Here is a 13069-nt window from a genome sequence, read left to right as displayed (position 1 = left end):
CCCCTGCCGGGGAAGCGGGCTGTCGGAGCGCTCGTACGAGCGCTGGGTTCAGCGGGTCTCGCGGTGCGCGGTGTGCTTGCGGCAGCGCGGGCAGAACTTCGACAGCTCGATGCGGTCGGGGTCGTTGCGCCGGTTCTTCTTGGTGATGTAGTTGCGCTCCTTGCAGTCCACGCACGCGAGCGTGATCTTGGGGCGAACGTCACTGCTCTTGCTGGCCACAGGAAGTCCTTCGTCGATGGTGGTGGTGCGGTACTCGGTAGCGGGAACGGGGATCGAACCCGTGACCTCACGATTATGAGTCGTGCGCTCTAACCGTCTGAGCTATCCCGCCACGTGAGGAGGGCGCCCTCCGCGCTTCCCGCCCGGATCCGGGCGGGTCGTGCGGCGGCGCCCCATCTCAGAGCCCCTTTACGGAATCGAACCGTAGACCTTCTCCTTACCATGGAGACGCTCTGCCGACTGAGCTAAAGGGGCAACGCCGCTGAACGATACACGCGTGCCGAGGCCGTACGAAATCGGCGGCCCCTCAGCCCTGGATCCGGTCGAAGGGGCGGGCCTGCTCCAGCTCGTACGCCAGCTCGATCAGCAGTGCCTCCTGCCCCGGCGCGGCCCCGAACATCATCCCCTGGGGCAGCCCGCCGGAGGTGGTCGCGAGCGGGAGCGAGATCGCCGGGGCACCGGTGATGTTCTGCCAGGGCGTGAAGGCGACCCAGTCGAGGAGCCGGTCCATGATCGTCTCGTAGTCCTGGGTCGGGTCGAGGTGGCCGATCTTGGGGGTCGCGGTGGCGAGGGTCGGGGTGAGCGCGACGTCGTACTTCTCGTGGTAGAGCTCGGCCTGGGCCGCGGTCCGCTTGAGGCGGGTGATGGCGGTGGGCAGCTTGTGCAGGTTGCGACGGGCGTGACGGGCGAGGCCCAAGGTGAGGTTGTCGTGCTTCGAGCGGTCCCAGGTGCGGCCGTGGAAGGGCCGGCCCGTGGTCAACATCACCTGCGCGAGGAACGACCAGTAGAGCAGGAAGTCGTCGGCGAACGACGCTCCGACGGGGACCTCGGACTCGATGACGGTGTGCCCGAGGCTCTCCAGGAGGGCCGCGGTCTGCTCGGTCAGGGCCTTGGTCTCGGCGTCCGCGCCGCGACTGACGCCGCTGGTGTTGAGCGCGACCCGCAGGCGGCGCTTGATGGGACGGGTGAGGTCGCCGATGGGCGGCAGCTCGAGGTTGCGGTGGAGCCGCTCGGCCTCGCGGTAGAACGCGGCCGTGTCGCGCACCGAGCGGGTGACGACGCCGTCGGAGACGATCCGGATCGGCATGTCGCGGAACAGCTTGTCCTGGGCCAGCCGGTTGCGGGTGGGCTTGAGGCCGACCAGGCCGTTGACCGCGGCCGGGATCCGGATCGAGCCGCCGCCGTCGTTCGCGTGGGCGATCGGTACGGCGCCCGCGGCCACCAGCGCCGCGGAGCCCGAGCTCGAGGCACCCGCGGTCCGCTCGGTGTCCCACGGCGACCGTACGGCGCCCAGGCGCGGGTGCTCCGCGGAGGCGCTGAAGCCGTACTCCGAGAGCTGGCTCTTGCCGAGCGCGACCAGCCCGGTCCCGAGGTACATGTCGGCGAAGTCGCCGTTCTTCTTCGCCGGCCGCGGCTCCCACGCGTCGGTGCCGGAGCGGGTGGGCATGCCGCCGACGTCGACGTTGTCCTTGACCAGCGTCGGTACGCCGGACAGGAAGCCCGGACGCGGACGGCGGGCGCCGGCGCGGGCCTGGTCGAAGGCCGGGTGGGCCAGCGCGTTGAGGTCGCCGTTGACCGCCTCCACGCGCGCGATCGCGGCCGCGACGGCCTCGTCGGGGGAGAGCTTGCCGGCGGCGAGGTGTTCGGCCAGGCCGACCGCGTCGAGGTCTCCGAGGGCATCGTCGGTGAAGGCGTGCACGCGCATGCCGGTCACGCTAGCGCTTCCTCAGGGTGCCGAACGTCCGACCAGGGTCGTAATCTCGCGGCTGTCTCGGACGCCTCGAAAGCGCCCCGGAACGCCGCCAGAGGCTCAGAAGAGCACCAGTGCGAGCACCGGGACCAGCAGGCTGATCGCCAGCGCGGACAGGCCCATCGCGAGGCCCGCGAAGGCCCCCTCGGTCTCGTCCTCGCGCAGCATCCGGGAGGCGCCGATGCCGTGCGAGACCGCACCGACGGCCAGCCCGCGGGCACGCCGGTCCCGGATGCGCAGCAGGTTGAGCACGGCCGGCGCGGTGATCGCGCTGACGATGCCGATCGAGATCGCGAAGACCGCGGCCAGCGGCGGGATCCCGCCCAGGGACTGGGTGAGCGCGATGGCGACCGGGGTCGTGGCGGCCTTGGCGGAGAGCGTCTTCTCCAGCTGCTCGTCCGCGCCGAGGGCGCGCGCGATGAGGACGGCGGTGACGATCGAGGTGGCCGCGCCGACGAAGATCGCCACCAGCAGCGGTACGACGAACCCCTTGAGCCGGTCGGCCTGCCGGTGCAGCGGGATCGCCAGCGCCACGGTCGCCGGCCCGAGCCAGAACGCGATCAGCTCGGTCGCACTGCGGTAGTCGGTGTAGTCGACGTCGAGCACCGTGATCGCCAGTCCGGCCGCGGCGATCGCGGGCAGCACGGGCTGGGCCAGCGCATGCCCGCCGGTACGACGCTGGAGCCAGCGCCCCGCCTGGTACCCGCCGAGCGTGATCAGCAGCAGCACCACCGGCGAGCGGGCCAGGTCGAGCAGGTCGTCCCTCATGACGCCTCCTCCCCCTCCCCGCCGGCCAGGTCGTCGCGCGGCTTGCCCAGCAGCCGCTCCAGCCCCACCGCGGTCCACCCCACGACGGCGAGCCCGATCAGCCAGGAGCCCAGCAGGGACGCGGCGATCGGCAGCGCGTGGTCGCGCAGCATCCCGAGGTAGACGACGATCCCCACGCCCGCCGGCACGAAGAACAGCTGCAGGTGGCGCAGCAGCGCCGAGCCGGCGCGGACGATGGAGCCGTCGTCGCCGTACCGGCGCACGCGCAGGAAGACGAACAGCAGCAGCATCCCGACGACCGGTCCGGGCACGGTGATGTCGAGGAACCGGACGATCGCCTCCCCCAGCACCTGGAAGGCGAGCAGCCAGGTGAGCCCGGCGATCACCGGCGTTCGCGGAGGCGCGCGTTGGGCAGCCCGGGTGCGGGGATCGGCGCCAGCGCCTGGTCCGGTACGACGCCGAAGCGCCCCGGCGCCACCTGCCGGCCGTCCGGCAGCACCTCGCCGCTGGCGGGGTCGGTGATCTGGGTCTGCCAGGCCTCGCGGTAGGCGACGATCTCGTCGTGGGTGCGCCCCACGAAGTTCCACCACATCACGATGGCCTCGCCGAACGGCGGTCCGCCGAGGACGAGCAGGCGGGCGCCCTCGTCACCGGCGACGAGCACCACCTCGTCGGCGCCGGTGGGCACGTAGGCGAGGTCGGCGGACCGGGCGGCGACCCCGGCGACGGTGACGCTGCCGAGGTCGACCAGCACCCCGTGCTCGTACGACGCGTCGAGCGGCAGGCGGAGCGTCGTCCCGGGGTCGAGCACGAGCTCGGCACCCAGCAGCGGCGTGAACGTGCGCACCGGCGAGCTGTCGCCGAGCAGCGACCCGAGGAAGACGCGGGCGCGCCAGCCCTCGCCGCTGGTCTCGTTCGGCGCGTAGTGCTCGAAGCCCGGGTCGGAGTCGCGGTCGGCCGCGGGCAGCGCCACCCAGAGCTGGGCGCCGTGGAGCACGGTGGTCCCGGGCGTCGACACCTCGGAGTGGCTGATCCCCTGACCGGCGGTCATCAGGTTGACCTCGCCGGGACGCACCATCGCGACGTTGCCCGCGCTGTCGCGGTGCTCGATCTCGCCGGTGAACAGCCAGCTGACCGTCTGCAGACCGGTGTGGGGGTGCGGCGCGACGACCATGCCGCCGCTCTCGCTGACCAGGTCGGGGCCGTAGTGGTCGAGGAAGCACCAGGCGCCGATGAGCGAGCGGTGGCGCTGGGGCAGCGTGCGTCGTACCGGCATCGCACGGGGGCCGCCGAGCGGCACCTCGCGCGGCTCCATCAGCTCCACGCCGGCGGCCTGCCGGCTCTCGCAGACCACTTCGTCGGGCCGGGCGTCCGGGTTGCTCATGCCCTCATCCTTCCGCGCCCGTCAACCGTGCGGTGGGCGAGGGTTCACCCGTCGGCGCAAGGGTGTCCCCGTGCGGATCGCCCAGCTTGCCAACTTCGTCGGGGCGACGTCGGGAGGCATGCGGACTGCGATCGAGCAGCTCGGCCGCGGGTACGTCGCTGCGGGCGCGGAGCGTCTCCTCGTCATCCCCGGCCCCGTCGACGCCGTCCGTACGACGGCGCTCGGCGACGTCGTCCAGGTACGGGCACCGCGGGTGGGCGGCGGCTACCGGCTGATCGTCGAGCCGTGGCGCGTCACCGAGGCCCTCGAGCGCTTCGGCCCGACCAGCGTGGAGTGGAGCGACAAGCTCACCCTGCTGCCGGTCGCCTGGTGGGCGCGGCGCAACGGCGTCCGCTCGGTGCTGCTCTCCCACGAGCGGATGGGCGACATGTTCGCGATGCGCACCGGCCTCGACACCACCTCGAAGGTCTCGATCGGCGTGCTCAACCGGGTGCTGGTGCGCAGCTTCGACACGGTCGTCGTCACGTCCGCCTATGCCGAGGGCGAGTTCCGCGCGGTCGCGGACGCGGCCGGCTGCCCGATCGAGCGGGTGCCGCTCGGCGTGGACCTCGACACCTTCGTGCCCTCCTCGTTCCGGCTCCCCGGCGACGGCGTCCTGCGGCTGGCGCACGCCGGCCGGCTCTCGCGGGAGAAGTCCCCGCACCTCGCCGTCGCGACCGCCGTCGAGCTGCACCGGCGCGGGATCCCCCTGCGCCTCGACGTCTACGGCGAGGGCCCGCACCGCGACGAGCTCGAGGCCCTCGCGGGCGAGGCGCCCGTCCACTTCCACGGGTACGTCGACGGCCGGGCCGCCCTGCGCGACCGGCTCGCCGCCGCGGACGTCTCGCTGTCGGTGTGCCCCGGCGAGACCTTCGGCCTGGCGGTGCTCGAGGCCCTCGCGTGCGGCACTCCCGTCGTCACCGCCGACCGCGGCGGCGCCCGCGAGCTCGTCGACGCGTGGTGCGGCGCCTGGGGCGCTCCGGAGCCCGCGGCCCTGGCCGACGCGGTGCTGCGGCTGCTCGCGCGGCCCGAGGCCGAGCGTCGTACGGCGGCGCGGCGGCGGGCCGAGCAGTTCGGCTGGGACCGCACCGTCGCCCGGATGCTCGCGCTGCACGCCGGCGACCGGGTCGGCGCACTCACCGCCTGAGCCCATGTAACTACGTGTTACGTCGCCAAATTGCCTGCAACAGCACCGAGGTAGCAGCCACAGCACCCGGGCAGCACGCCGCTACGCCGGACGTCGATCGCCTCGCTCACGGATCTCGGCCGCCTCCGCAGCCAGGCCGGGGTCGAGGTCGCGGCCGAAGCGTCGTACCGCCTCGACGTGCCCGCGCCGGATCCGCGCGATGGCCTCGGGACGATGCCGACCCCAGAGGTCGGCGTAGATGACCCGTACGACGACCAGCCCGCGATCGGCGATCTCGCGCTCGCGGACCTTCTCGTCGAACACCGCGCGCCGAGGGTCGGCCGCGACTCCCCCGTCCGCCACCGCGCGGTACTTGACCTCGCCATCCGCCTCGATGATCAGGTTCCCGACGCGCAGGTCGCACCAGACCACGCCGCGCACGGTGCGCACCGGGAACTGCGTCTCCGGCTCCCCGACACCCGACTCGACGACCAGCTCCCGGGCGAGCGTCTCGAGGACCGTCTCGGCTCCGCGGTCGGCCGAGCGCACCGCCCGCCGGGCATCCCGCACACCCGGCCAGCCCTTCATGATCGACACCGCCCGCTCGAGATCGTCGCGCCGTACGCCGCGCCGGAGCACCGCGTCGCAGGCGACGAGGCCACGCAGGTAGCCGTGCTCCCGCCCCATGTCGACGGCGGTACGGGCGAGATCGAGGGCGCGAACTCCGCCGACCTCCACCACCTGGTCCTGGTGGAACCGGGCGAGATGGTGCTTCACGCCGTGCTCGGTCCATGCGTTCGTCCAACCGGGGCGGGTGATGTGCACGAACGACTCGCGCGGCCGCAGGACCGGGATCCCGTGCAGGTGGGAGGCGGAGTCGTGGCTGAGCACCCACCCGCGCCTGGCCGCCGAACCCACCGCGCGGGCGCACAGGAGCGGCCGGCCGACGTACTCGTCCAGCGTCTCCCAGCGCTCCGATGTCGTGTAGTAGCCGCGCCGTACGACGTGTAGCGCGGGCCGGCTCTCGCCACGCCGCTTGTGCAGGAGCGAACGGATCTCGCCCGGACCGACGCCGAGGTCGAGGAGCTTCTGTCGCGAGATGAGACCTCCGTTGGCATCGATGACCGCCAGTACCTGAGCACGCATGAGTGCAGGCTGCCCGCGGGGTCCGGCGTACGACACCCTGAGTTTCGCGCCTGTGGATAGCCGCGCGGACTGCTCGTGCGCTGATCGGCCGACAGCCCACCTACCTGGGCGCTGTTGCCGCTACCCGGGCGCTGTGACACCCGAATTCGCGACGTAACACGTAGTTACATGCGCTGGCTCGGCGGTCTCCGGCGCCAGCGGAGCGACGATCCGGCCCAGCCGCTCGCGCGCGGTCCGGGTGAGCAGCAGCACCGGGAGCAGCAATGCGACGGTCATGCAGCCGATCACGATCGCGTAGTACGCACCGTGCAGCGACGAGTCGAGCGGCGCCACCAGCCCGAGCAGCACCGACACCGCGACGAAGGCGCCCGTGCCGTAGCGCGGCAGCCGCTGCGCGGCCAGGAACGGCGGGAGCAGCAGGAAGTACCAGAGGTGCACGACCGGCGAGAGGACGACGAAGGCGCCGCCCACGGTCGCCACCGCCGCGATCGCCGTACGCCGTGAGCCGGTGTCCCAGCGCAGCGCGACCCACGCACCGATGCCCGCGGTGGCGAGCAGTCCCAGCGCGCGCACGACGTCCCGGAAGAACGCGGGTCCGGTGCCCAGCCCCAGGTGCAGCGCGAACCAGTCGAGCACCCCACCGACCAGGGTGGTCGCCGACAAGGGGGTGTTCACCTCGCCCGGGACGGTGAGCGCGTGCAGCCAGCCGTTGCCGAGCCCGGTCACGACACCGAGACCGACGAGGGTGCCGACCGAGACCGCCGCGACCGCGACCAGGCGGCGCAACCGCGGCAGGATCGCGGCGCCGACGGGCAGCGAGACGAGCACGATCCCCACGCAGACCAGGCCTCCGGGCACCTTGACCCCGGCGGCCGTCCCGGCGAGCACGGCACCCCACACCCAGCCGCGCTCGACCGCGACGACGAGCGCCGCCGCCATCAGGCCCACCATCAGCAGGTCGTTGTGCAGCCCCGCAACACCGTTGGCCATCATCAGCGGCGACACGATCACCAGTGCGGTCGCCATCGCGGGATTCACGCCGCCCCACGCGGCGAGCCGCGGCACCGCCCAGGCCAGCAGGGCGAGGCCGACGAGGGCGAAGCACCGGTGCGCGACGACCAGCACCCACGGGTTGCCGGTCAGGTTGGCGGCGAGCCCGCCGAGGAACACCGGCACCGGCCCGTACGGCGTCGCCGTGTCCCACCACAGCGGGTCGACGGCCTGCACGATCGGCGGACCCGTCAACCAGCCCGGCAGCGGCACGAAGGTCTCCGGCGCCAACGCCCCCGGTCCCCACCGGTACGGCGACAGCCCGACGTCGGCGAGCATCCCCTGGGCGGCGTACGACCAGCCGTCGCGGGAGAACAGCGGAGGCGCCAGCAGCAACGGAGCGGTCCAGACCAGTGCGGCCAGGCGGACGAGCGCCACCCCCGCCCGCGGATCGCCGGTCTCGCGCTCGCCGACCGCCACCGTCCGGCACAGCCGCAACCAGGCGTTGGCGAGCAGCCCCAGCCCCACCAGGACGACCACCAGACCGGCCATCCGGCCGACCTCCAGCCCCCGAACCGTCTCCAGCGGCACGAATCGCAGCACCGGCGTCGAGACAGGCAGCGTCGCGGTCACCAGCCCTCCGAGCAGGACGAGCACGCTGCCGAGCGTTCCGCGAGCGATCACGGCTCGCACCGTAGGCAGCCGGGACGTCGTCCGAAGGTCACCCGGTTGAACTGCCGGTCAACGGGGCAAGAACGCCCTAACGCCTGCTCGGAGGCGCTTTTCAGCACTAATGTGCAGTCATCCCCCGGTGCATTGCGAGCACCGACGACTTCGAGGAGAAAGCATGTCGTACAACGAGCCGCCCCCGCCGCCCCCGGGAGGTCCGGGCGCTCCGCCTCCGCCCCCGCCGGGTGGCTACGGCGGTCCGCCGCCCCAGCCGGGTCCGGGTGGGTACGGCGCCGCTCCGGCCGGCGTTCCGCGTCCGGGCGAGCTGCTCAACCGGTTCCTCGCGCGGCTGATCGACCACGTCCTGCTGGGTGTCGTCTACGGCATCATCTACGGCGTCTTCAACGGGATCTTCCTGACCGGCTTCGTCCACTCGTTCGGCGAGCTGTTCCTGTTCTGGACGGTCACCGCGATCCTGCAGGCCGCGATCTACCTCGGCTACTTCGCCTTCATGGAGTCCAACTCCGGCCAGACCGTCGGCAAGATGGTACTCAAGCTGCGCACCTACGGCCCCGACGGGGTCAGCAAGCCGACCATGGAGCAGGCGCTCAAGCGCAACGCCTACTCGGCACTGGGCATCCTGAGCATCATCCCGTTCATCGGCTGGTTCTTCCTCGGCTGGGCCGTTCCGCTCGCCGCGGTCATCTACATCGCCGTCACGCTGAACAAGGACGTGCCCAACCACCAGGGCTGGCACGACAAGTTCGCCGGCGGCACCCGCGTCATGCAGGTCGGCTGACCCGCACCCGCACCACCGACGAGGCGCCCTCCGCACGGAGGGCGCCTCGTCGCATTTGCGGCCAACTCCGAGAACACGTTCTAGGGTGCGCGCATGGGTCTGTTCACGCCGATCGCGATCAAGCTCGGCTCCCAGCCGTGGATGCCGAAGCTGCTCCCCCAGATCACCTGGACCGACCAGCGCCTCCAGCGCCTGACCGGGCGGCGCGTGAGCCTGGTCGGACTGGCCGGCCTGCCGAGCCTGCTGCTCACCGTCCAGGGCCGCAAGAGCGGCATCCCGCGCTCCACGCCGCTGCTGTGCGTCCCGTGGCAGGGGGGCTGGCTGATCGCCGGCTCGTCGTTCGGTGCCCCGAAGCCGCCGGCCTGGTCGGCCAACCTGCGCGCGGCCGAGACCGTCGAGGTCGACTACCACCGCCGGCACCACACCTGCACGTGGCGCGAGGTCACCGGCGCCGAGAAGGACCGGGTGTGGGCGCACATGGTCACGGTGTGGCCCAACTACGACAAGTACACCGAGTGGACCGACCGGGTGATCCCGGTCTTCCTGCTCACCCCTCAGGCGAAGAACCACTAAGGGCAGCCTTGCTTTAGTGTTCGCCCTGTGGGGGAAGGGACGACGAGCGCGCGCAGCGCCCCGGTCGCGGCGGCAGGCATCGCCGACGGCCTCGCGCGCCACGGCGACCGCCCCGCGCTCCGCACCACCACGAGCACCCTCTCGTACGCCGAGCTCGACCGGCTCGTCGCCGCCGAGCGCGCCGCCCTCGACGGCCTCGCGCCGGGCGTGCGCCAGCTGGTCCGGCTGCGCCCCGAGGCCACGGCCGACTTCGTCGTCGGCTGGCTCGCCGCGCTGTCCGGCGGGCACGCCACGCTGCTCACCCACGACGACGGCCTGGCCCGTGCCTACGGCGTCTCGGTCGAGCGCGACGGCGACTGGCGCGCGACCGCCGTACCCGCCCCCGTGCTGCACCCGGACCTGCGCCTGCTGCTGAGCACCTCCGGCTCGACCGGGTCGCCCAAGCTGGTCCGGCTCTCGGCCGACAACCTCGACGCCAACGCGGCGTCCATCGCGGCCTACCTCGGGCTCACTGCCGACGACATCGCCCTGACCACGCTGCCGCTCGACTACTGCTACGGCCTGTCGGTGCTCCACAGCCACCTGCTCGCCGGGGCCTCGCTCGTCCTCGACGACCGCTCGGTCACCGACGCCGGTCTGTGGGACCGCGCGCGGGCCGAGGGCGTCACGTCGTTCGCGGGCGTGCCCTACACGTTCGACCTGCTGGGCAGCACCGGCTGGCCGCGGCTGCCCACGCTGCGCCAGGTCACCCAGGCCGGCGGCCGACTCGCGCCGGAGCGGGTCCGCGCGCTGGCCGAGCAGGGCGCGCGCGAGGGCTGGGAGCTCGTCGTCATGTACGGCCAGACCGAGGCGACCGCGCGGATGGCCTACCTCCCGCCTGCGCTCGCCGCCACCCATCCCGGCGCGGTCGGCGTCGCGATCCCCGGCGGTGCGCTGCGGGTCGACCCCGTCGACGGAGCCGGGCCCGGCGTCGGCGAGCTCGTGTACGCCGGACCCAACGTGATGCTGGGCTACGCCGAGTCGCCCGCCGACCTGGCCCGCGGTGCCGAGGTCGACGAGCTGCGCACCGGAGACCTGGCCCGGATCACGCCCGAGGGCCTGGTCGAGATCGTCGGGCGCCGCTCGCGCTTCGCCAAGCTCTTCGGCCAGCGGATCGACCTCGACCGGGTGCAGACCCTCCTCGGCCTCGGCGGGTACGACACCGGCTGCGCCGAGTCCGCCGACGGCCAGCAGCTCGTCGTGGCGGTCCCCGGACGTCCCGACGCGGCGACGCTCGCCGAGGTCGCCGCCGCCGCGGCGTCCGACACCGGGCTGCCTGCCCACGCGATCCGGGTCGTCGCGGTCGAGGAGCTGCCCCGGCTGGCCAACGGCAAGCTCGACCAGCAGGCCGTCGGCCGGCTCGACGCGGTCCCGGTCGTCGAGGCGGCCTCGCCCGAGGACTCCCTCGCCCGGCTCTACGCCCGGGTGCTCGGCCGGGCACAGGTCGGTCCCGCCGACACCTTCGTCGGCCTCGGCGGCGACTCGCTGTCGTACGTCGAGCTCTCGCTGCGCCTGGAGAGCCGGATCGGCCGGCTCCCCGACGACTGGCAGCGCTGGACGGTCGCCGACCTCGCCGGACTCGCCGCCCCCCGGCGCTCGCGCTGGGCCCGGGTCGACACGACGATCGTGCTGCGCGCGGTCGCCATCGTGCTCATCGTCGGCTCGCACACCAACCTGTGGGTGCTCGTCGGCGGCGCCCACGTGCTGCTCGCCGTCGCGGGCGCCAACTTCGCCCGCTTCCACCTCGCCGACGAGGGCCCGCGCGACCGGCTCGCCCGGGTCGCTCGCGCGGCCGCGCGGATCGCCGTACCGTCGATGCTCTGGATCGGCGCCGTCGCCCTCGTCACCGGCGCCCCCGGCTGGCGCAGCGTGCTGCTGCTCAACGACGTGCTCGGCCCGCGCGGGTGGTCCGAGCCCGACTGGTACTACTGGTTCGTCGAGGTCGTGCTCCTCGCCGCTGTCGGGGCCGGCCTGCTCACCGCGATCCCGTGGGTGATGGCGCTGGAGCGCCGGCACCGCTTCCCCCTCGCCGTGGGCCTGACCGCGGTGGCGCTCGTCCCGCGCTTCTGGGCCACCGCCACGTCGTACGACGGCGACGTGATCCACTCCTCCGTCTTCGTCGCGTGGCTCTTCCTCGGCGGCTGGGCCGCCGCGGTCGCCCGCACGCCCCTCCAGCGCGGGCTCGTCACCGCGCTGCTGCTGGCCGGCGCCTGGGGCTTCACCGGCGACACCCGGCGCGACCTGGTCGTGATGATCGGCGTGACCGCGCTGGTGTGGGTGCCCGCCGTACCGTGGCCGCGCCCGCTCGTCGGGCTCACCGGCACCCTGGCCAGCGCCTCGCTCTTCATCTACCTGACCCACTGGCAGGTCTATCCCCACCTCGAGAACCGCTGGCCGCTGGGCGGCCTGCTCGCCTCGCTCGCCCTCGGGGTCCTCGTCTGGCTGCTCGTCGAGCGCGTCCCGGCCTGGACCCGCCGCCGATCCGACACCCGCGCTCACTACGCTCGCGACCATCACGACCGACAGGAAGCCCGATGAAGAACCGCCTCCTCCGCGCCGGCCTCGGCGTCGCCGCCGCCACCCTGATCATGCCGCTGCTCGCGGCCTGCGGGGGTGACGACGAGCCCACCCTGGTGATCTACAACGCCCAGCACGAGCCGCTCCTCAAGGCGCTCGCGCCCGAGTTCACCAAGGAGACCGGCATCGAGGTCGAGCTCCGCAACGGCAAGGACCTCGAGCTCTCCAACCAGCTCGTCCAGGAGGGCAAGGCCTCGCCGGCCGACATCTTCCTGACCGAGAACTCCCCCGGCATGTCGCAGGTCGAGGCCGCCGGCCTCCTCGACAAGCTCCCGGCTGACCTCGTCGCGCCGATCCCCGAGCAGTACCGCCCCCGCAGCGGCCTGTGGACCGGCTTCGTGGCCCGCTCGACCGTCCTGGTCTACAACACCGACCAGACCGACGAGGCCGCCATGCCGGCGTCCCTGCTCGACCTGGCCAAGCCCGAGTGGAAGGGCAAGATCGCCTTCTCCCCCACCGGTGCGGACTTCCAGGCCATCGTCGCCGCCGTCCTCGACCTCGAGGGCGAGGCCGCGACCAAGACCTGGCTCGAGGGCATCAAGGCCAACGGCAAGGTCTACGACGGCAACAACCTCGTGCTCGAGGCCGTCAACTCCGGCGAGATCGAGGTCGGCATCGTCTACCACTACTACTGGGAGCGCGACCACAAGGAGAGCGGTGACGTCAGCGACCACAGCTCGCAGTACTACTTCTCCAACGGCGACCCCGGTGCCTTCGTCAGCGTCTCCGGCGCCGGCATCCTCAAGTCGAGCGACATGAAGACCGAGGCCCGCAAGTTCATCGAGTTCCTCGTGAACGAGAAGGGCCAGCAGATCCTCGCCGACAGCTACGCGCTGGAGTACCCGCTCAACCCGGCCGTCCAGCTCGAGGGCGTCCAGAAGCCGTTCAGCGAGCTGCAGCCGCCCGCCGTCAACGTCTCCGACCTCGACGCGAAGAAGGTCGTCTCCCTCATGACCGAGGTGGGCTTCCTCTGACCAAGCGCTCTGCGCC

At 72.7% G+C, this 13069-nt stretch carries 12 protein-coding genes and 2 tRNA genes; 5 read left to right on the top strand and 9 right to left on the bottom strand.

The window, feature by feature from the left end:
- Window positions 1–48: 48 nt before the first annotated feature.
- The 7 genes from rpmG to M0M48_RS28425 all read right to left on the bottom strand — a co-directional run bounded on the left by rpmG (window position 49) and on the right by M0M48_RS28425 (window position 4121).
- Window positions 49–219: a 50S ribosomal protein L33 gene (rpmG, locus tag M0M48_RS28455; protein WP_028654832.1), complete on the bottom strand. Its 171-nt coding sequence runs from the start codon at window positions 217–219 to the stop codon at window positions 49–51.
- 38 nt (window positions 220–257) lie between these two features.
- A tRNA-Met gene (locus M0M48_RS28450) sits at window positions 258–331 on the bottom strand.
- A 70-nt stretch (window positions 332–401) separates the two neighbouring features.
- Window positions 402–474, bottom strand: a tRNA-Thr gene (locus M0M48_RS28445).
- 52 nt (window positions 475–526) lie between these two features.
- A complete protein-coding gene (locus M0M48_RS28440) occupies window positions 527–1924 on the bottom strand; it encodes an amidase (RefSeq protein WP_257753706.1) in 1398 nt (465 codons plus the stop codon).
- Window positions 1925–2029: 105 nt separating this feature from the next.
- Entirely contained in the window at window positions 2030–2737 is a 708-nt protein-coding gene (locus M0M48_RS28435; RefSeq protein WP_215813514.1) for an LrgB family protein, read from the bottom strand.
- A complete protein-coding gene (locus M0M48_RS28430) occupies window positions 2734–3123 on the bottom strand; it encodes a CidA/LrgA family protein (protein WP_257753705.1) in 390 nt (129 codons plus the stop codon). Before M0M48_RS28430 ends, M0M48_RS28435 begins: the two co-directional genes overlap by 4 nt.
- The gene (locus M0M48_RS28425; protein ID WP_257753704.1) at window positions 3120–4121 is read right to left on the bottom strand and encodes a pirin family protein; all 1002 of its coding nucleotides are present in this window, start codon (window positions 4119–4121) and stop codon (window positions 3120–3122) included. The genes M0M48_RS28430 and M0M48_RS28425 overlap by 4 nt, the downstream gene beginning before the upstream one ends.
- A gap of 118 nt (window positions 4122–4239) precedes the next feature.
- Here M0M48_RS28425 and M0M48_RS28420 point away from each other — a divergent pair, with 118 nt between their 5' ends.
- Entirely contained in the window at window positions 4240–5307 is a 1068-nt protein-coding gene (locus M0M48_RS28420) for a glycosyltransferase (protein ID WP_445323414.1), read from the top strand.
- Between the two features lie 81 nt (window positions 5308–5388).
- Here the strand turns inward: M0M48_RS28420 and M0M48_RS28415 are convergent, their stop codons facing one another.
- Window positions 5389–6432 (bottom strand): hypothetical protein, encoded by a 1044-nt coding sequence (locus M0M48_RS28415; RefSeq protein WP_257753701.1) that lies wholly within the window; start codon window positions 6430–6432, stop codon window positions 5389–5391.
- Window positions 6433–6552: 120 nt separating this feature from the next.
- Complete coding sequence (gene mptB, locus M0M48_RS28410) at window positions 6553–8106, bottom strand: polyprenol phosphomannose-dependent alpha 1,6 mannosyltransferase MptB (RefSeq protein WP_257753700.1); 1554 nt, start codon at window positions 8104–8106, stop codon at window positions 6553–6555.
- 163 nt (window positions 8107–8269) lie between these two features.
- On the opposite strand from mptB, the gene M0M48_RS28405 reads away from it, so the two are divergent.
- The 4 genes from M0M48_RS28405 to M0M48_RS28390 all read left to right on the top strand — a co-directional run bounded on the left by M0M48_RS28405 (window position 8270) and on the right by M0M48_RS28390 (window position 13053).
- A complete protein-coding gene (locus tag M0M48_RS28405) occupies window positions 8270–8890 on the top strand; it encodes an RDD family protein (RefSeq protein WP_308220352.1) in 621 nt (206 codons plus the stop codon).
- Between the two features lie 93 nt (window positions 8891–8983).
- Window positions 8984–9463: a nitroreductase family deazaflavin-dependent oxidoreductase gene (locus M0M48_RS28400; RefSeq protein WP_257753699.1), complete on the top strand. Its 480-nt coding sequence runs from the start codon at window positions 8984–8986 to the stop codon at window positions 9461–9463.
- A 27-nt stretch (window positions 9464–9490) separates the two neighbouring features.
- Window positions 9491–12040 (top strand): AMP-binding protein, encoded by a 2550-nt coding sequence (locus M0M48_RS28395; protein WP_257753698.1) that lies wholly within the window; start codon window positions 9491–9493, stop codon window positions 12038–12040.
- Window positions 12037–13053: an iron ABC transporter substrate-binding protein gene (locus M0M48_RS28390; RefSeq protein ID WP_252372843.1), complete on the top strand. Its 1017-nt coding sequence runs from the start codon at window positions 12037–12039 to the stop codon at window positions 13051–13053. Before M0M48_RS28395 ends, M0M48_RS28390 begins: the two co-directional genes overlap by 4 nt.
- Window positions 13054–13069: the final 16 nt, after the last annotated feature.

Source organism: Pimelobacter simplex (genome assembly GCF_024662235.1).
Lineage (GTDB): Bacteria > Actinomycetota > Actinomycetes > Propionibacteriales > Nocardioidaceae > Nocardioides.
Note: the sequence above shows the minus strand (reverse complement) of the source record. Positions and strands in the feature narration are given on the sequence as shown.

Excerpts from the sequence above, each read along its gene's own strand:
- M0M48_RS28440 (WP_257753706.1), bottom strand. The coding sequence starts at position 1,924 with ATGCGCGTGCACGCCTTCACCGACGATGCCCTCGGAGACCTCGACGCG.
- M0M48_RS28435 (WP_215813514.1), bottom strand. The coding sequence starts at position 2,737 with ATGAGGGACGACCTGCTCGACCTGGCCCGCTCGCCGGTGGTGCTGCTG.
- M0M48_RS28425 (WP_257753704.1), bottom strand. The coding sequence starts at position 4,121 with ATGAGCAACCCGGACGCCCGGCCCGACGAAGTGGTCTGCGAGAGCCGG.
- M0M48_RS28420 (WP_445323414.1), top strand. The coding sequence starts at position 4,240 with ATGCGGACTGCGATCGAGCAGCTCGGCCGCGGGTACGTCGCTGCGGGC.
- M0M48_RS28415 (WP_257753701.1), bottom strand. The coding sequence starts at position 6,432 with ATGCGTGCTCAGGTACTGGCGGTCATCGATGCCAACGGAGGTCTCATC.
- M0M48_RS28405 (WP_308220352.1), top strand. The coding sequence starts at position 8,270 with ATGTCGTACAACGAGCCGCCCCCGCCGCCCCCGGGAGGTCCGGGCGCT.
- M0M48_RS28400 (WP_257753699.1), top strand. The coding sequence starts at position 8,984 with ATGGGTCTGTTCACGCCGATCGCGATCAAGCTCGGCTCCCAGCCGTGG.
- M0M48_RS28390 (WP_252372843.1), top strand. The coding sequence starts at position 12,037 with ATGAAGAACCGCCTCCTCCGCGCCGGCCTCGGCGTCGCCGCCGCCACC.